Source organism: Klebsiella sp. HC6 (assembly GCF_022605325.1).
GTDB lineage: Bacteria > Pseudomonadota > Gammaproteobacteria > Enterobacterales > Enterobacteriaceae > Klebsiella > Klebsiella terrigena.
On record NZ_CP093276.1, the window covers coordinates 2885966 to 2903278 of the forward strand.

Genomic DNA, 17313 nt, shown 5'->3' on the forward strand with positions numbered 1-17313 from the left:
ATATATTGCTGATTTGGCACCCGATGCCGGACTGGCTCCTGCCAGCGGGACTCTCGCGCGCTATCGCCTTGAAGAGTGGCTGGTTTTTTTAATAGTGAAATTCATAAAGCCTTTATTCCCCTCTTTTATAGCGAGCACGGCGGGGCCTATATCAATATTGCGCGCGAGAAGCTGCTTTCGCGTTTTGCGTGGCTCGACCAGCAGCTGGCGGATAAAGCATTTATCACCGGAGCGCAGTTCTCGATTGCCGACGGCTATCTGTTCGCGCTGGTTGGCTGGGCGCAGGCGGAGTGGCTGATATCGGTTTATAACCTGGATATTGACCTGACGGATTATAAAAACATTGCCGCATGGTACCAGCGGGTGCTGGCGAGACCGGCGGTCCGCCAGGCGTTAAAGGAGGAGGGCATCGACTTCCTGCCCCTCATATAATACCGCCCGCTTCCTGTGCTATTATGGCGCTCCACCAACGCTTATAGGGATAAAAGGATGTTAGAACAATATTTTGGTAATGCTGCCACGGCAGAAGAGAAGAAACGACTCCTTGCCGTCCAGGCCGCCTTAGAAATCTCGAAAGCCGCCGTCTCTTCATCAACCGCGAATTCAGGGATCCGCAGCCAGATGGATCTGCGCAACGTGGCGCAGGAAGTGGCTTCATTAGCTGACGCTATTCAGGATGCGCTCGAAGAGAGCGAGTAAACCCGGAGTGGGTTAAGCAGCCCTCAAGGCATAAGCCCCCTGGCGTATCGGCAGCAGGGGGCCTTCACAAAACAGTCTTCCTGCCCGTGGGGAAGCGACCTTAGCCAGCATCGCCTGGTTGAAATCAAAATTATTACGCAATAGAGATAACGCTGCCGCCAGGCTATTAATTCTTGTTATTCGCATGCTGACAAATCTCGCCGAGCTTTATTATCGCCGCTATCAGCTGCGGCGTGGGTTCGCAGGCGCAGTTAAGCCGGAGATAATGGTTCATATCCTGGCGCGGGGAAAAAAGCTGTCCCGGACTTACGCCAATTCCGGCTTCGAGCGCGGCGCGGTGCACGTCAAGCGCGTTAATGGCTTTGGGCAGCTCCACCCACATCAGAAATCCGGCCTGCGGAATGACCACCCGGGTCTGCTCGGGAAATTGAGCCGCTACCGTGCGGGATATGATGTCGACGCTTTTCTGGATCCTGCTCTTGAGGCGTAAAAGGTGACGATCGTAGTCCCCGCGGGACATAAAATCGCTTACCGCCGCCTCCGTCAGCGGCGAGCCGGCCCAGTCGCTGGCCAGCCGAATTTTCATCACCTCTTCATAGTAGCGGCCCGGCGCGATCCAACCCGTGCGCCAGCCTGGCGTCAGCGTTTTCGACACCGAGGAGCAATACAGCACGGAGCCGCTGCGGTCAAATGCCTTACACGCCGGCGGACGGGCGGCATCCCCGGCCAGGTCGCCGTAGACGTCATCTTCTATCAGCGGAACGCCGTGTCTCTCCAGCATCGAAACCAGCTCCCTTTTGGCGGCTACCGGCATCACGGCGCCCGTTGGGTTCTGCGCGCTGGGGGAGACCAGCACCGCGGCAGGGCGATAGCTGACGATGGCCTCATTCAGCGCCGTAAGGGAGATGCCTTCCTGCGGATCGGTGGCGATTTCAAGCGCCTTGAGGCCCATTGACTCCAGAAGCAGCAATGCGCCAAACCAGGCGGGACGTTCGATCGCCACAACATCGCCGGCAACGCAGACGGCCTGTAGCGCCAGGCGTACGGCCTGGGTGGCCCCGCCCGTGACGATCAGTTCGTCGGGGCCGAAGGTCGCGCCCCACTGGACGGCTCTGCGGGCTATTTGATAACGCAGATCGGCTCTTCCCGGCGGCATGCTGTAGGTCTGTCCGCAGGCCTCCAGACGGCGGCTCGCGGACTGCAGAACCCGCTGCAGCCGGGCCGCCGGCAGCCAGGCGGGATCGGGCTGCGCGGCGCCAGGCGGAACCAGGCGACTCTCCTGACCGCTAAACAGCGTTCTGGCGAGGGTCGACATATCCACGGAGACCGGAGCGGCGTTGGGAACCGCGCCAGATGCGGCTGCGGGGGTGACGAGGCTGACGTAATACCCGGAGCGCGGGCGGGCGACGATCAGCCCTTCGGCTTCCAGAAAACGCAATGCTTCCTGGGCCGTTGGGATGCTGACCTGCTCCCGTTCAGCCAGCTTGCGGACTGAAAGCAGGCGGTCGCCGGGATGAAGCGCGCCGGCAGTGATGGCCTGTCGAAGCGAAAGGGCAATGCGCTGATAGCGGGGAAGCATGGGATCTGTACAGGCTGGTTTTCAATAAATCTGAATATATCCGCTTAGCGCCCGTAACGCTATTCTCGGCTGCAGATGACGAAGACACGGAGATTGCCATGAAAGCTACAAATTTTGACCTCGCCGCCTATTTTCAGCGCATTGATTATCACGGTTCGGCGGGAGCGGATGCCGCCACGCTGTATGAAATAATGCAGAAACAGCTGTTTTCAATCCCGTTTGAGAATATCGACGTGCGGGACGGGAAAGGCGTCTCGCTGGTCCCGGAAGATATTGTCGAAAAACTGATTGGACGGCTGCGGGGCGGATATTGCTACGAAGTAAACGCGCTGTTTGCCATGGCGCTTGAAGCGCTGGGTATCCCTTACCAGTTTGCCGCCGCGCGCCCGATGTTCTATCCGGCCCGCCGTCCGCGAACGCATATGGTGGTGATTGCTTTTGTTGAAGGCAGGCGCTGGCTGTGCGATCTCGGTTTTGGTCATTATGGAATACGGGCGCCCGTTGACCTCGCAATTCTTGATACTGAACAGCCGCAGAATCCGGATACCTTCCGTCTCAGCCTCGATGCGACCGGCGTGTATACGCTGCAGGCGCGGGTTGATAGCGGCTGGCACAACCAATACAGTTTCGATCTCTCGCGCCACGAGCTGATCGATTTTGAGCCCGCCAACTATCTGAATTCCACCCACCCGGACACCGTGTTTGTCAGGCAATTAGTGGTCGTGTTACACCACCCTGACGGCAGAGATATTCTCTCCGGCCAGGCGCTTAAGACGATCCGCGGTCAGGAGACGCGCCAGCGGCAGCTCTCCGATGACGAGCTCCCACAGGTACTGCGCGAGACGTTCAGGGTGACAATGCCCGGGCCCGCTTCAGCGCCGGCGGATAAACCGCTCTTCAGCTGATTTTTTGGTCATTAGCGGCGGAGATTATCCGGCCTCCGCCGCTGGGCGCGTGCGCCCTGATGGCGGCGTGAAGGGGATATTCACCGCCGGCTATGGCGCCAGTGCGGCCGCTGGCAGCCCTTTGCCGGGGACCCTGACCGGCCAGCGGACTTCTCCGACGCCGTTCAGCTGGGGTCGGGAGAATAAAAAGCCCTGGAAAAGACGAATTCCGATGGCGTGAAGCCAGCACCACTCTGCAATGGTCTCCACGCCCTCGGCGACGACGGTGATCCCGAGGTCTTCGCAGCATCTGACCACGGACACCACAATCGCCTGCTTGGCTCCGCTCATATGAATATTGCGCACCAGCTCGGCGTCGATCTTAATCTTATTCGGCTGGAAGCGGGTCAGCAGCGAAAGTCCAGAATAGCCGGCGCCAAAATCATCGATGGCCAGGCTCATGCCGGCCACGCGGATATCCTTCAGCACCTGCTGAAACTCGGTGAAACCGGAGATAACCTCGGTTTCGGTGACTTCTATTATAATTTGCTCCGGCTTTAGCCCGGCGTCGCGGATTTTATCCAGTAAAAACGCCACCGAGCCGGAGCGGTTATACAGCGAGCCCGGCAGCAGGTTAACCGCCAGCCGCTGTTCGCCGAGGTTAATGCTGCCGGCAAGCGAAAAGGCGTAGGCTTTGGTTTCCAGATCGAAATCATAGCGCTTCTTTTCCGGCACCGAGGAGAACATCTCCGCCGGTGAGCCGCCAGATGGGCTGCGGATCAGCGCCTCAAACGATGAGATATGGCCGCTTTCCGGCTCGACAATCGGCTGAAGCGCAAACTGGCAGGGCTGCCCGGGAGACAATCCCGACAGCGGGCAGAGCGAAGGGGTGCCACGGCTCTCCATAGTCCACAGCGCGGGATTGAGCCCTTCCGGCAGAATATAGCGCCCGCCGTGCGCGATAAAGGCCTTGATAAACTTGAACATCCGGTCATCCGCAGAGAGTGCGTTTCTGAACTCACCTAAATGGAGGATCTGTTCCGTCAACGCCCCCGGCTTGTTTAGCTGCAAATCAAACAGATGCATACCGATATCGCGAAACCGCCGGTAGGCAGAGTAATCGCGCATTAGCTCCACCACGTCGGTGTGGCGCGGGTCGTTGCGGATCTGGCTGAATAGCGCATCGACCACCTGCTCATCGCCCTCCAGGACCTGAAAAAACTGGGACCCACTAAAAATCAGGATACCCGTGACGTGGAGGTTTGTGTTTTTCTGTCGTGCCCGGCTGACGAGAGTGCCCAGGCCGGTCGTCTGCCAGGCGGGAGCTAACTGACTCCGGTAGATCAGTGTGGTCAGCATATATTTCCTTGTTGGATCGGACTAATGGGTGCCAGTCTGCGCGAGGGAATAAGTCCTGGCCCGAGGTCCTCTGACCTATGCGGGTACGGTGTTCATGCCTTTGCCAATTATCAGGGCGTGACGCCGGTCTTTTCGAATGTCGCTATCACGCTGAGAGTCGCTTACTTTACCCTGAACGGCGCGCTATTCCATGTTTATCTTAGTTCTGACGGGCGTTTGAGGAAAACACTCTCGGCCTGCTCGTCCGCTAGTGCATAAAGCGTGCCTGCGCGCGCGTAGTAAGGTTAGCATCCACAAATTAACGAGGAGTGGTAATGAAACTGATTGGCATGCTGGATTCACCCTATGTGCGGCGCGTAGCAATATCGCTGGCGGCTTACGGCGTGGCTTTTGACCACCGGCCGCTGTCCGTGTTTAGCGACTATGCGGCCTTTGCCGAGCTGAATCCGGCGGTGAAAGCCCCAACCCTACTGCTGGATGACGGCACGGTATTAATGGATTCCACTCTGATATTGCACTATCTGGAAGCGCAGGCGGATGCCGCCGCTAAGCTTTTGCCCGCGGATATTGCGGCGCTGGCGGAGGATAGCCGCCTGCTCGGGCTGGCGCTCGCGGCGAGTGAGAAGGCGGTGCAGCACGTCTACGAGCATCGCCTGAGGCCGGAGGAGAAAAGGCACCAGCCGTGGATAGACCGGGTCACCCGGCAGCTGCTGGCGGATTGCGCCGCATGGGAGGCCGGGCTGCAGCATCGTCAAATCAACGACGCCAGCCTGGATCAGGTCGCCATTACCAGCGCCGTGGTGTGGGGGTTCATTCAGATGATGATTCCAGAGGTGGTCAACGCCAGCGGCTACCCGCGCCTGCAGGCAATCTCTCAGCAGCTTGAGGCTCTGCCGCTGTTTGCAAAATTTCCCGCGCAGAGCTGAGCGCTGAGACGGGGTATCGTTATTTGTCCGCGATCGCGGCGTGGCGTTTACTCTCGGCCCGGCGGGTCGGCATCGACTGCCGCCGGACGTTACCGCCGCGCTATGCGGAGGGCGGGGAAGAGGCCGCCGCTCCCGCGCGGGTCTACCTCAGCGGCATACGGTATTCGATCATCCCGCTTTTGCTGGCGATCCAGTCGTAAAGCCGCTGCCCGCGCAGGTTCGTTTCATGCGTATGCCAGTAAAGGTGGGCGCAGTGCCGCTTTCTCGCCTGCCGCTGCACGTGCTCGATAAGCCGCTTACCAATCTGTTTGCCCCGTACATCGGCGCTGACAAAGAGGTCCTCCAGATAGCAGTAATCCGTGTCGGCCCACGTCGAACGGTGAAACAGGTAGTGCACCAGCCCGACGACGGTTCCGTTCTCTTTTGCCACCGCGCAGTACACCGGCTCGATGGGATTAAAGAAACGGTTCCAGGTTAGCAGGGTGGTGCTTTCCGCAATATCGACGCGATAAAACGTCTGATAGTTTTTCCATAACGCTAACCACTGCGGGTAATCATTTTCGGCAACGGTCTCGACAGTAATATTGTCCGGAGCGCCGGTCATTGCTGCTCTGTGCATCGCTTTTCCTTGTTTGTGTTATGACCCGATTGTCTCTGTGCCGGTGATGTTAGGGGGATTTTTGGTTCCAGGTAAGTCACGCTTTTTGTATATTTATAGGATCCACTTTTACCAAAAGGACGTGGGCGTCTGTGAAAAAAACCGTTTCTCCTCTGTTTCAGGATCTGCTGTTAGAGAGCGGGACCATCAAGGATCAGGTCTATCATGCTATTCGCCGCGCTATTCTCGACGGCCGCCTGAGCGCGGGCGCAAAAATTCCCTCCAGCCGCGCGTTGGCCGAAGTGATGGGGATTTCGCGTAACTCGGTTATTGCCGGCTTTGAGCGTCTGAGCGATGAGGGCTATCTGGTCACGCGGGAGGGGGCGGGGACGTTTGTGGTCACGCATATCCCCGACTGGCTTACGCATACGGACGGCGCGGGTGGCGGGCAGGTTGACGATCCGCCGTCGGTCGGGTCGCTTAATCCGGATATCACCGCGCTGCGGCCCCTGTGGTCAGAAAGCCAGGCCGGAGGCGGCGCAAACCGCCTGTTTGCCGTGGGCGTCGGCTGCACCGATCTCTTCCCCTACGATCTCTGGGGCCGCCTGCTGGGGAGAGTCTGGCGGCAGTCGCGCCGCGAGATTGGCCTTCACGCCAGCCCCAATGGTTATCAACCTTTGCGGCGGGTGATATGCCAGTACATTCAGTCGACGCGAGGGGTTAACTGTACGGAGGATCGCGTGATTATCGTCAACGGTATCCAGCAGGCGCTGGATATCACCGCGCGCTCGCTGCTTTCGCGCGGAGATGAAGTGTGGCTCGACGATCCCGGCTATAACGGCGCCCGCGGCGCTTTTGCCTCGGTAGGGGCAACGGTCAGGCCGGTGAGGGTCGATAGCCAGGGAATGGACGTTGAGTACGGAATGACGCATTATCCTCACGCGCGGCTGGCCTATACCGCACCCTCGCACCAGTTCCCGCTGTGCGCAACCCTTAGCCTCGCGCGCAGGCTGGCCCTGCTGGAGTGGGCCGAATCCCGGCAGGCGTGGATCTTCGAAGACGATTACAATAGCGAGTTTCGCTACGCCGCGCGTTCATTGCAGTCCCTGCAGGGGCTGGATAAGCATAATCGGGTCATTTACGCCGGGACGTTCTCGAAGATGATGTATCCGGAGTTTCGCCTCGGTTTCCTGGCCGTTCCCGGTCATTTACGCGAGCAGTTTGCCACGACGAAATACTTCTCCGATCTGTGCAGCGGCTATCTTGAGCAGGCGGTGCTGGCCCGTTTTATTGCCGAAGGCCACTACGCCAGCCACGTTCGCCGGGTCCGCAAAGCCTGCTATGAGCGTAAGCTGGCGCTGGCCGCCGCCGTTGAGCGCTATCTGCCGCAGAAAATGACCGTTCATCCGACGGATTCCGGCGTGCATCTGGTGTGCTGGCTGCACGGCGGCCTGACGGCAGAATACGTGGTGGAGAGAGCCCGCGAGCTGGGCATGGGGATCCAAACCTTTGCCCGCTACTGCCAGCGGCCGATGGCGCGGGAGGGGGTCTTGCTGGGCTTTGCCAACCATTCGCCCGCAACGCTCGAGGAGGGCATTCGCCGCCTTGCGCAGGCGCTGTGATGCTGGCCCGATGAAAATGGATAAGCCGTTTGATAAAATGCGCGATCCGCGCAGAGACAGAGGAAAATCGATGTTTAGTCCCTGGCTGAGCCGCTGGGCGCTTATTCCGGATGGGGAACCGGTCATGACCCATACGTCGCAGCTTTTGCCGGTGTTGACCGCCAAAGAGGGCATGAAAGCGATGCTCAAGCTCACCGCAGATAGCAGTGAGCGAACCGGCTGCGAGCTGATGGCGTGGTGGGACGGGCGGGGAGCGGCGCAGGCGCTGGCCCATGAGCCCGGGGCGCTTCTATTAGCGCGAGCGACCGGCGAGGCGTCGCTGTCCGTCATGTCGAGAACGGGGGAGGATGAGAGGGCCTGCCGGATCGTTTGCGAAGTCGCCAGCCGTCTGCACGTCCCACCGGCGGCGGCGATGCCGAAGCTCACGCCCCTGGAGAGCTGGTTTGGCGATCTCGAGCCCGCCGCGCGAACTCATGGCGGCATTCTGATCCGCTGCGCAGCGGTGGCGAAGGCGCTGCTGTCCGCTCCCCGCGACATTGTCGTACTGCACGGCGACCTGCATCACGGCAATATTCTTGATTTCGCCGCTTGCGGGTGGCTGGCCATTGACCCTAAGGGCTTAATCGGCGAGCGCGGCTTTGATTTTGCCAATATATTTACCAATCCCGACCTGGCGGATCCCGCGACGCCGGTCGCCGTCAGGCCTGAAATCTTTCAACAGCGTTTGCGCGTTGTGACGGAGCAGGCAGAACTCGATCGCCAGCGTCTGCTGATGTGGATAGTCGCCTGGTGCGGCCTCTCTTCCGCGTGGTTTCTTGATAGCGGAGAGCCCGCCCCGGTCACGTTGCGCGTTGCTGAGATGGCGCTGGCCGAACTTGAGCGATAGGGCGAATATTTTTTGCTGCCGTATCAACCGCTGCGCTGATTTTTCGCAGCGCCGTCTGGCTATTGTATTAACTTTACACTTCCCGTATTTATTTACAAAAGCTAATTATTTTGATGAGTTTTTTATCACTTCGCGCTTCTCGCCTCGTTTATTTCATAGTCTTAATAGTCACTTGGCCTGAAAATATTTTTTGCTGCCGCTGCGTTATTTTTTCTTAAATATTTTATTATTCCTGATGTCAGGTTGTTAATAATTTGACTCTCGCTTTCATTGTTCTAGCCTTAAATCTCGAAGACGATGATTTGCAGGTCTGAATCATTATTAAATCACGTACCTGGAGATAAAGTTATGACAGAGCACAGAGGCGGTTCAGGTAATTTTGCCGAAGATCGGGATAAAGCATCTGAAGCCGGTCGCAAAGGCGGCCAGCACAGCGGGGGGAATTTTAAAAATGACCCAGAGCGTGCGTCCGAAGCCGGCAAGAAAGGCGGGCAAAATAGCCACGGCGGCGGCCGTAAATCAGGCGGCAGCTAAGCCGGAGAGGCCGATGTTGAGCCGGGTTAACAAGCCATAGCCCCTGCGGGTCAGCCGGCCCGCAGTGTGTTTATCACGTTCGTGGCGCGGCACCGAAAGGAGATCATGATGAGTTTGCTGCTGCGGCATGCTCCGGACGTTGGCAAAATCGCCGGGAGATAACGCTGAGGCAAAATTGCCTGGCGGCGCAGGAAGAGGGAATCAAGAGGTCGATATGAAATTAACCGACCGCGCCCTTAGCGATATTAATCGGGAACCGCGACAGGTCGTTTTATTTATTCTAAAAATAAACGCGACAGCGGAAAGAGGCCTCTATGACCGACGTTGAGAATTATCATGACTGGCGGCGGGATGCCCGCACTAGGGAAAAACAGGCTGAGGATATGCTTATCAATGGCGAAGCGCGTCAGCAATTATCCTGAATTAGGCGCGCGTATTAGAGCATCTTAAATTTACCGGGGGCGTGATGAAAATAATACCGATTTTAATTATCTCTTTATTAGCAACGCTGAACGCGCATGCGGATGAGAAGGGCGGATTTAACGGTAACGCGGCGCCGCCGCCGCCGCATAAGCTTGATGACGGGTATCGCGGCATGGAGGACGCCAGGATAATGACCGTGGAGCATGCGAAAACTATGCATGATGGCGCCACTATCTCGCTGCGCGGTAATCTTATCGAACGTCAGGGCGATGACCGCTATATTCTGCGGGATAAAACGGGAGAAATAACGGCGATAATCCCGGCCGCTGTTTTTACCGATCAAGAAGTGAAGCCTGACCATCTGGTTAGCATCAACGGTAGCCTGGATACCAAAATGACGCCGCCCGTCGTGCGGGTCGACAGGCTGCAAAAGCAGGCGCCAGAGTAAAGCCGGGTCGTGCGGGCTGATTTATTCGACGCGGCTCGTGTCCAGGATTATCGCGATTTTCACCCATGCTGATTATCCCCCGGACCGCGGGGAAAAAGGTAAACGCTATCGCTCCTGTTGCACCAAACCGGCGTTGCGGCCGGACGCGGCGGTTCAGCCTGTTCCAGCGTATCGCCGGTGGCGGTAACCGCGTTGGCAAATACGCAAAATGGCAGAATGAGAGAGATAAACAAAGCCGACACTCATATTTTCAATGTCGGCAGCGGCTCCTGAGGGACGGGTAATCAAATCGATGCCTTCAGCCAGCCGGCAACATCCTCGGTGGCGATATTGTTTTTCGCATTAAACGTTTCGCTCATTGGCCACCACGTGCCGACTCCTCGCGCAAACGCGGCACGGTAGCGAAGCATCCGATCGTCGGGGTCAGCATGAAGCGCATCAAGCAGCGCGGGGAGGGTTAAGACGTCCTTCCTGAAGGATTGCTGCGTCACCTGCTCTACCGTCGAAGCGAGCTCAGCCCAGGAGAGGGTTTCACCGGCAACGAACACCACTTCATTCCTGATACGCGGCTGATGCAAATAGATGGCGGTCGTCAGGCGGCCAATATCTGCGGGTGAGGTGACCGTAACCCGGGTATCCCAGCTCCCGAGGGCGTTAACTGTTTTTTCGGCGAGAATCATTGTTCCCGGTCTCTGCAATACTTGTGATATTACTTGCATATCAGCCCGGCGCCGTATACGACACCATCATGACAGCAAGGCGACAGACCTGTGACATAATGTCTGAACTCGGCATATGACGGGCCTTGTTAAGGACCAAAAGATACAGTTATACCTGGCGCTAGCAATGAAAACAGGATACCAGACTCGGGGGAAACTGATAACCGCCACACTGTTATTCGCGTTAGATGGAACCAACCTGCACGGCGAGGAAACCATTATTTTACTCAAATTAAGATTTAGCATGTTATTCATATAACATACTAAGAAAAGTGTATGGGTTGATATTTAATATGTATAAATTTAAAAACACTTTAGTTTAAATAATAAAAGAACTAACAGGCTATACAAAGTATCGTAACTTAGGTATTTATTATTTAAATCAAGGTGTAAATTGATTTTATAGCTGGATTGACTTTTTCTCCAGCTAGGGGTAGCTTAAATTTTTTGTATGTATTCACAGTGTTTTTATGATTTTTAATAAGGAGATTAATATGCCTGAAGAAACAATGACTGTCGGTGGCAGTGATAATATCCATTGGGGTGGATCTAACGGTACGGGAGGAGGTAATACTGGTGAGAGCGGAGGCGGGGTAAGTGGTATTAATTGGTCAGTGCTAAAATACGGTGATACCATTAAGACGAAATGGGGGACGATTAGAATTGATACTTATGGCAGGCCGGTTGTGAATGGGGTTATTATGACCTATGAAAATTCTTCTCTAGTTGAGGATGGTTCCGGCAGTCTTGTCAGAGCGCTTAATTCAGCAATCGAAAAAGACAAAAATAATCCTAGAAATTACGGTAATAACCAGAGCCCTTCGAACGTAAAATATACAGGTAAAAACCCAGCGGCCGAATATGGATTACCTCTGGATGTATATAACTCTGTGCTAAAAGGAATTATTCCGAATGGATATTGGGTTAGTGATAATAAAGTCATGACTAAAATTGTCGAAACCTATGAAATTAATGGTGGCGGTAAGGGTAATGACAGAATTGGCACAAGAAAATACAATAAAGAAATCGTTGCGCTAACAAACACCTATGAGCGCGGAGAGAAAGATCGGCAGGAAACAAAAGATGCTCTCAAAAAAACCTCTGGATTTTTTAATGACTTGTATGGGAAATTTGGAGAAAATCAAGAAAAAATTGCCAAAGAACTCTTTGAGTCAGCAAAAGATAAAAATCTTCGCAGTATTGATAACGCTATAAAATCATACGGCACGTTTAAAGGTAACTTCGATAAATTACATAATGAATCACGCCGAAAAGCTATTTCTCTGGAATTAAAAGCAGTCGAACGAACAGAATTAGTCAAAAATCTGAAAACGTTTGGCAAAGCATTCGGCTTAGTAGATAAAACTATTGATGGTTATGATTTGGTTACTGAGCTTAGAAAGTCAATTGAGTCCAACAATTGGCGACCATTCTTTGTTAAAGCCGAATCCATTTTTGCCGGACTCGGCGCTAGTTGGTTAACTGCCTGGGCATTCTCAATTATACTGGTCACTCCATTAGGTGTTGTTACATTTGCTGTAATAATGGCCTCTGTAAGTGCCCTTGTTGATGAAAAACTCATGGAAAAAATTAATAAATCAATTGGTGTTTAATATCAAAGTACCGCTCCAGATATTTTACCTGGAGCTTTTCACTGCTTTGCAGATTAACAAAATAATGATGATTAGTGGCGTAAATATAAAAGTAATTGTATAAAATATAGCAAATAACCCGTTTTCCGCTGATGTATTTTTTGTTGACCTGTTAGCTTTGAATTTCTCGCTGATGAATTTTGATAAAACTGACTCTAAAAATAACCTCGAGAACGGGAAGAGTATTGCACTAATAAGAGAGAGGGAACTTACTAAAAATATTTTATCTTTGTCATCGAACCAAATGAAAATAAAAACAGCAGCCCAGAGGAAACCAAGTGAAATGTTTTTTAAATAATATTCTTTAGTCATATGTAGTCATCCTTTTTATGATGTAGATACAAAGTACCATACTTAAACTCCACTGCACATCATCTTGAACTTAATTTTAAGGCCATATAAGGCTAGATAAAAGGCCTTCAGCGCGTCATGGTCGCCTTAGGTAAAAGGGGTTAACCTTATAGGTTTTTAGAGGCACTCTGGTTTCGTCTGTGTTGTCTTCCATGTTGTTTTCGCTTGAATACAGCAATAAATGCACTCACTATCTGAGAACCTGTTTATCCTAATTTTCGTGAATGCGAGTTTCCGGACAGATTAAAGAACGCTATAACTTCTCGCGTCGTGGCTGACGTTGGCCGTATAAGTGTACTGGCTGAAGGATATGGTGGAGCAGTTTGATGCAAAATCTGCTGAAATAAGTGCATTGTTTAACAATCAACCTGACAGGCTCGCACATCTGAACTGCTTGACAGAATGCTGGCAGTCAGTTTGTCAATATGACGGTGTTGATTTGCCGTTATTGTGAGCCTGGCGGAATGGATTGCGAGTCGCTACATCCATGAATGGAGCAAAGCGGTTCTTAATACCCCGGACAACCGTTGATATTGCCCGGGTAGCGCCGGAAGAGGATCAGCCTTTCCAGGGCGACTGGCGAATGATGCGGCAGAAATCAAACGGCGCAAAGCCGGGGTCTTTGTCCTTCAGAACATCCGCCTTCACGTTGCCAAACGTCGTTTCGGGGCGGTGCTTGATGCCATCGTAGAAGGCCTGGATAATCTCCTCCTTGAAGTTGTCAGGGCGCGGATGCTGGTTAACGACGGCAGCTCTCTCCTTATCCTCGAAGGTATCGTAGCCGATGCCCAAAACATCCATCTCCACGCCGGCGGTAACAAGCGCAATTTCCGGGGCCATAAATTCCGGGATGCCGGGCGTCGTGTGCAGGGCAATAGCGGTCCACACTTTATCAATATCTTGCTGCTTCATCCCATAGCCTTGCATAAACTCGCGGGCCGCATTCGCGCCGTCCACCTCAAAGCGTTTATCACAGCTGCAGTGCTCATGCGTTAAACCGATGTCGTGGAACATGCATCCCACGTATAAAAGTTCATGATCGACCTTCGCGTTCCGCCTGCGGGCTGCCAGGGCCGCCCAGTAGTAGACCCTGCTGGAGTGGTTGAAGAGTAGATCCGATTCAGTATCACGGATGAATGCCGTGGCATCACGGGCCATCTGCGTGTCGGGTATGCGAATACCCTGTACGGTAAATTGCATGATTAATCTCCTGTGGAATGTTTCGCCACCATTCTAAGAGATCCCGCTTATGGCTATAATGGTAATATTCATGCAATTCAGGACATTCGGTTAAATCCGGACCTGGGGAGAAAAAATAGTGCACAGTATCGTGATTCTGGCCGTCCCCGGCGTGCAGCTGCTTGACGTCGCAGGGCCGCTGGACGCCTTCGCTGAGGTTAACCGCATCCTCCGTCGGCAAATATACCGGTCGGTTGTTGTCTCTCTTGATGGGGAGACGATTCACGCGTCTTCCGGGGTTAGCCTGCGCGCAAACGGCTCGCTTGCCGACTACTCCGCCAGCGGGCCGATGTCGTTTCTTATCGCCGGATCGCCGGATATGGCCGAACGCGAACTCTCTGAACACCAGCGCCAGGCGGTAGCGGCGCTTTGCCGGCTCAGCTGTCGGTACGGTTCAGTCTGTACCGGCGCGCTACTGCTGGCGCAAACCGGGCTACTCAATCACCGTCAGGTCACCACCCACTGGTCCGTCGCCGGGGAGCTCTCCAGACGTCATCCCGAAATAGAGGTTAATGCCGATGCTCTGTACGTTGCTGATGGTCCGGTGAGAACGGCCGCCGGCGTCACTTCGGGTATGGATCTGGCGCTGAGATTTATTGAAGAAGACGTTGGGCGCGAAACTGCACGAGATGTCGCGGCGAACCTGGTGATGTTTTTCCGTCGCCCCGGGGGACAGGGGCACTTCACGCGCAAACAGCAGGTTTCAACCACCGGCCGGGCGGCCCTGCAGGATTTGCAGCGCTGGGTGCTGACGAATCTGGATACCACAGGTACCGCCGCGGAGATGGCGAATCACATCAACCTCAGCGTTCGCCATCTGAACCGGGTATTTCAGCAGGAAATGGGCGTGAGTACGGGAGAGTGGCTGGAGCAGGCGAGAATAGCCCGTGCGAGGGAGCTGCTTAGCGAACGGCTACCGATCAAATCGGTGGCCGCAATGTGTGGATACAGCAGCGGCGACGTCATGCGCAGGGCGTTTGTCAAAGTGACGGGGATGAGCCCGGCGATGTACCAAAAAATTTATGCCGCCGATAAATAAATAATGCGGCCACGCGGCGCTGGCGACCAACAAACCCGTCAGCGCAGAGGGGCACTCTCTTTCGGGCGTCGCTGCCTGCGCTTCCACTCATCGACAACGTCACCCAAACTTTTGGCGACATCGTTACGGATCCATGCCATGAATTCACGGTCAAACCGAAAATCCTCCCCACACTCCTTGAGCATAAAGCGGCGGACGTTTTGCGTATTCTTGTACTCTTTATCAATAACGGTATTACGCGTGAGTAACGCACTATGCCAGTCAATTTTCACCTTTCCCGCTCCCGTGGTTAGCTATCGCTAAGACGCCGTGCTACAACTTAACCCAACCGGCGGCAATATTGAATATCCGCTTCTCGCGTAGAGACGGCCTCTAAGGAATATCTGACGCCGCCGTAATTAAAGCGCCCGGTGAATGGCTGCGCAAAGAATCGGTGAGAAACGCCAAAAGAGAATGAAAATTTTCCCGTAATGGGCATGATGCTATTAATCGTTGAGCCTCTAATTTAATCGTTTATGGATGACATATGAAAACGCCTAAGCTGGAAACTTCACGTCTTTATCTTCAACCGCTTCAGGCCGAAGATGCCCTCCAGATTCAGCAAATATTTCCGCAATGGGAGATTGTTCGTTATCTTGCCGCCGGCTTTCCGTGGCCTTTTCCGCAGGATGGCGCCAGCCGTTATGTTAACCAGATTGCGCTGCCGGCCGCAGAAAAAGGCACGGCCTGGTACTGGACAATCCGGCGCAAGGAAGAGCCGGCGGTTATTATTGGGCATATCTGCCTCTCGGACGAGCAGGACAACAATCGTGGGTTCTGGCTGGTGCCGGAGTGGCAACGCCGGGGCTATATGACCGAAGCCTGCCGTATCGTGACGGATTTCTGGTTTAACTCTCTTAACCGGGAGGTCCTGCGAGCGCCGAAGGCGAGCGGAAACGACGCCTCCAAAAAAATATCCCTGAATGCCGGGATGCGCCTGATTCAAACCGGTAAGAAACAGTATATAGAAGGGGAGCTGGACTCCGAATTATGGGAAATAACCAGAGAGGAGTGGAACCGTCAGAGCCGAGGCTGAGCGGCCTCAGCCGTAAGCTAATACACGTGAGCAGCAGGCCGCTCTCTTCGTTACATATCTAAAACGAGGGCTTTTATCTTTTCTGCCTTTTCAAAATGATCCAGCTTCATCTCCATGATCCACCAGTGCGCAACCTCCATCAGCAGCTCAGGGTCATCATTTTTATTGGCAAAAAAGGCGTAGAACGAAAGACCCACGTTACTGCCCTTAGCCACGATTTTTGCCTCACAGATGGTGATGATTTTTTCCTTCATTGCTGCCCGCACGTGCTCTCCTTTTTATTCGTCAGACCTAAGACTATTTAAAATAACATCCGCCGACGCGGCAGGCGATACGGACACCGCATTCAACCAGCGCCGGCTGTCGCCGCGGCGCGTAGACTCAGGTCATGACAGGGTTGAATAGAAACTATCTGCATCTAAATGCATTATTTTGCATTAAATGGTGCTTGTTTGATCTAAATATTGCAAAATAGTGCACATCATGCCAGGCTGTTTGCATTGAGGAGGTAGCGATGTTCATTGAGGATCGTTTAAACAAAATTAAAAAAATCATTCAGGAGAACAAAAGTGTCTCGATAGAAACACTTGTCTCGCGAATGGGTGTGTCTAAAGACACCATCAGGCGTGACCTGATCAGGCTCGAACAGGACAACGTCATCAAGCGGACTCATGGCGGGGCGGTGATCAACAGCCGTGATGCCCTGATTTTTGATTACAGCCAGCGCTCGGGAACCCTTAACCCGGTCAAAGAAAAGATTGCTAAAAAAGCAGCAGAGTTAATCCAGGACAACGCCAGCGTCATCTTTGATGCGTCAACCACGGTCGAAGCCGTTATTCCTCAACTTGCTGATAAGCACATACTGGCAATCACTAACTCTTTAACCAATGCCAACAGGCTGGCTAAAAACGCAACAGCCGATGTGAAGCTTTTGCCTGGGAAACTGCACAAAGAGCAGCTCTTTTTGTTCGGCAGTGAAACCATTCAGAAATTAGCTGAATATCATGTTGACTATGTTTTGCTGGGAATTTTCGCCATTTCTGACAAAGGCGTTTTCATTCATACCGAAGAAGAAGGCCTGGTGAAAAGGCAGATGGTCATGCAGGGGACCAGGGTCATAGCCCTGGCAGATAACAGCAAAATTAATACCACAGGCTTTTTCAAGGTGTGTGACCTGTCTCTGATTGATTGTCTTATTACGGATATACATCCTGACGACAGTTTTATTCAGGCGTTGCAGGAAAGCGACGTTGAACTGATTCTGACTGCTACTTGATTGC

The 17313-nt window shown here is 53.8% G+C and carries 19 protein-coding genes and 2 pseudogenes; 13 read left to right on the top strand and 8 right to left on the bottom strand.

The window, feature by feature from the left end; translation table 11 throughout:
* Nucleotides 1–75: 75 nt before the first annotated feature.
* Nucleotides 76–432, top strand: a complete 357-nt coding sequence (locus tag MMW58_RS14045; protein ID WP_241723626.1) for a glutathione S-transferase C-terminal domain-containing protein — start codon at nucleotides 76–78, stop codon at nucleotides 430–432.
* A gap of 57 nt (nucleotides 433–489) precedes the next feature.
* Nucleotides 490–699, top strand: coding sequence for a hypothetical protein (locus MMW58_RS14050; RefSeq protein ID WP_045858319.1), 210 nt, complete (start codon nucleotides 490–492; stop codon nucleotides 697–699).
* A gap of 166 nt (nucleotides 700–865) precedes the next feature.
* Here MMW58_RS14050 and MMW58_RS14055 read toward each other — a convergent pair whose 3' ends face one another.
* Complete coding sequence (locus tag MMW58_RS14055; RefSeq protein WP_241723627.1) at nucleotides 866–2278, bottom strand: aminotransferase-like domain-containing protein; 1413 nt, start codon at nucleotides 2276–2278, stop codon at nucleotides 866–868.
* Nucleotides 2279–2376: 98 nt separating this feature from the next.
* Between MMW58_RS14055 and MMW58_RS14060 the strand changes: the two genes are divergently transcribed.
* Nucleotides 2377–3183 (top strand): arylamine N-acetyltransferase family protein, encoded by an 807-nt coding sequence (locus tag MMW58_RS14060; RefSeq protein WP_241723628.1) that lies wholly within the window; start codon nucleotides 2377–2379, stop codon nucleotides 3181–3183.
* 90 nt (nucleotides 3184–3273) lie between these two features.
* Here MMW58_RS14060 and MMW58_RS14065 read toward each other — a convergent pair whose 3' ends face one another.
* Nucleotides 3274–4521 (bottom strand): diguanylate phosphodiesterase, encoded by a 1248-nt coding sequence (locus MMW58_RS14065; RefSeq protein WP_133599661.1) that lies wholly within the window; start codon nucleotides 4519–4521, stop codon nucleotides 3274–3276.
* Nucleotides 4522–4835: 314 nt separating this feature from the next.
* On the opposite strand from MMW58_RS14065, the gene MMW58_RS14070 reads away from it, so the two are divergent.
* On the top strand, nucleotides 4836–5447 hold the full coding sequence (locus tag MMW58_RS14070; protein ID WP_133599662.1) for a glutathione S-transferase: 612 nt from the start codon (nucleotides 4836–4838) through the stop codon (nucleotides 5445–5447).
* 142 nt (nucleotides 5448–5589) lie between these two features.
* Here the strand turns inward: MMW58_RS14070 and MMW58_RS14075 are convergent, their stop codons facing one another.
* Nucleotides 5590–6051 (bottom strand): GNAT family N-acetyltransferase, encoded by a 462-nt coding sequence (locus tag MMW58_RS14075; protein WP_159237012.1) that lies wholly within the window; start codon nucleotides 6049–6051, stop codon nucleotides 5590–5592.
* A 146-nt stretch (nucleotides 6052–6197) separates the two neighbouring features.
* Here MMW58_RS14075 and pdxR point away from each other — a divergent pair, with 146 nt between their 5' ends.
* From pdxR to MMW58_RS14095, 4 genes are all read left to right on the top strand, one after another.
* Nucleotides 6198–7667, top strand: coding sequence for a MocR-like pyridoxine biosynthesis transcription factor PdxR (pdxR, locus tag MMW58_RS14080; protein ID WP_241723630.1), 1470 nt, complete (start codon nucleotides 6198–6200; stop codon nucleotides 7665–7667).
* A gap of 70 nt (nucleotides 7668–7737) precedes the next feature.
* Nucleotides 7738–8553: an aminoglycoside phosphotransferase family protein gene (locus MMW58_RS14085; RefSeq protein WP_241723631.1), complete on the top strand. Its 816-nt coding sequence runs from the start codon at nucleotides 7738–7740 to the stop codon at nucleotides 8551–8553.
* Between the two features lie 348 nt (nucleotides 8554–8901).
* Entirely contained in the window at nucleotides 8902–9087 is a 186-nt protein-coding gene (locus MMW58_RS14090; protein ID WP_133599665.1) for a con-10 family general stress protein, read from the top strand.
* Between the two features lie 466 nt (nucleotides 9088–9553).
* Nucleotides 9554–9958, top strand: coding sequence for a YdeI family stress tolerance OB fold protein (locus tag MMW58_RS14095; RefSeq protein ID WP_041145704.1), 405 nt, complete (start codon nucleotides 9554–9556; stop codon nucleotides 9956–9958).
* Nucleotides 9959–10242: 284 nt separating this feature from the next.
* On the opposite strand, the pseudogene MMW58_RS14100 reads toward MMW58_RS14095, so the two are convergent.
* Nucleotides 10243–10632 (bottom strand): annotated as a pseudogene (locus MMW58_RS14100) (Rossmann-fold NAD(P)-binding domain-containing protein); the annotation flags it as partial.
* 539 nt (nucleotides 10633–11171) lie between these two features.
* Here MMW58_RS14100 and MMW58_RS14105 point away from each other — a divergent pair.
* Entirely contained in the window at nucleotides 11172–12290 is a 1119-nt protein-coding gene (locus MMW58_RS14105) for a colicin-like pore-forming protein (protein ID WP_241723632.1), read from the top strand.
* 24 nt (nucleotides 12291–12314) lie between these two features.
* Here MMW58_RS14105 and MMW58_RS14110 read toward each other — a convergent pair whose 3' ends face one another.
* Nucleotides 12315–12641 (bottom strand): hypothetical protein, encoded by a 327-nt coding sequence (locus tag MMW58_RS14110; RefSeq protein WP_241723633.1) that lies wholly within the window; start codon nucleotides 12639–12641, stop codon nucleotides 12315–12317.
* 334 nt (nucleotides 12642–12975) lie between these two features.
* Here MMW58_RS14110 and MMW58_RS14115 point away from each other — a divergent pair.
* Nucleotides 12976–13109: pseudogene (locus tag MMW58_RS14115) on the top strand (hypothetical protein); the annotation flags it as partial.
* 129 nt (nucleotides 13110–13238) lie between these two features.
* On the opposite strand, the gene MMW58_RS14120 reads toward MMW58_RS14115, so the two are convergent.
* The gene (locus tag MMW58_RS14120) at nucleotides 13239–13880 is read right to left on the bottom strand and encodes an HD domain-containing protein (RefSeq protein WP_241723634.1); all 642 of its coding nucleotides are present in this window, start codon (nucleotides 13878–13880) and stop codon (nucleotides 13239–13241) included.
* Nucleotides 13881–13998: 118 nt separating this feature from the next.
* Between MMW58_RS14120 and MMW58_RS14125 the strand changes: the two genes are divergently transcribed.
* On the top strand, nucleotides 13999–14958 hold the full coding sequence (locus tag MMW58_RS14125; RefSeq protein ID WP_371823002.1) for a GlxA family transcriptional regulator: 960 nt from the start codon (nucleotides 13999–14001) through the stop codon (nucleotides 14956–14958).
* Between the two features lie 38 nt (nucleotides 14959–14996).
* On the opposite strand, the gene MMW58_RS14130 is transcribed toward MMW58_RS14125, so the two are convergent.
* Complete coding sequence (locus MMW58_RS14130; RefSeq protein ID WP_133599672.1) at nucleotides 14997–15230, bottom strand: DUF6434 domain-containing protein; 234 nt, start codon at nucleotides 15228–15230, stop codon at nucleotides 14997–14999.
* Between the two features lie 254 nt (nucleotides 15231–15484).
* On the opposite strand from MMW58_RS14130, the gene MMW58_RS14135 reads away from it, so the two are divergent.
* Nucleotides 15485–16033 (top strand): GNAT family N-acetyltransferase, encoded by a 549-nt coding sequence (locus tag MMW58_RS14135; RefSeq protein WP_133599673.1) that lies wholly within the window; start codon nucleotides 15485–15487, stop codon nucleotides 16031–16033.
* 50 nt (nucleotides 16034–16083) lie between these two features.
* On the opposite strand, the gene MMW58_RS14140 is transcribed toward MMW58_RS14135, so the two are convergent.
* Nucleotides 16084–16299: a DUF6500 family protein gene (locus tag MMW58_RS14140; protein WP_045858294.1), complete on the bottom strand. Its 216-nt coding sequence runs from the start codon at nucleotides 16297–16299 to the stop codon at nucleotides 16084–16086.
* Between the two features lie 248 nt (nucleotides 16300–16547).
* Here MMW58_RS14140 and MMW58_RS14145 point away from each other — a divergent pair, with 248 nt between their 5' ends.
* Nucleotides 16548–17309, top strand: a complete 762-nt coding sequence (locus MMW58_RS14145) for a DeoR/GlpR family DNA-binding transcription regulator (protein WP_241723635.1) — start codon at nucleotides 16548–16550, stop codon at nucleotides 17307–17309.
* Nucleotides 17310–17313 lie beyond the last annotated feature (4 nt).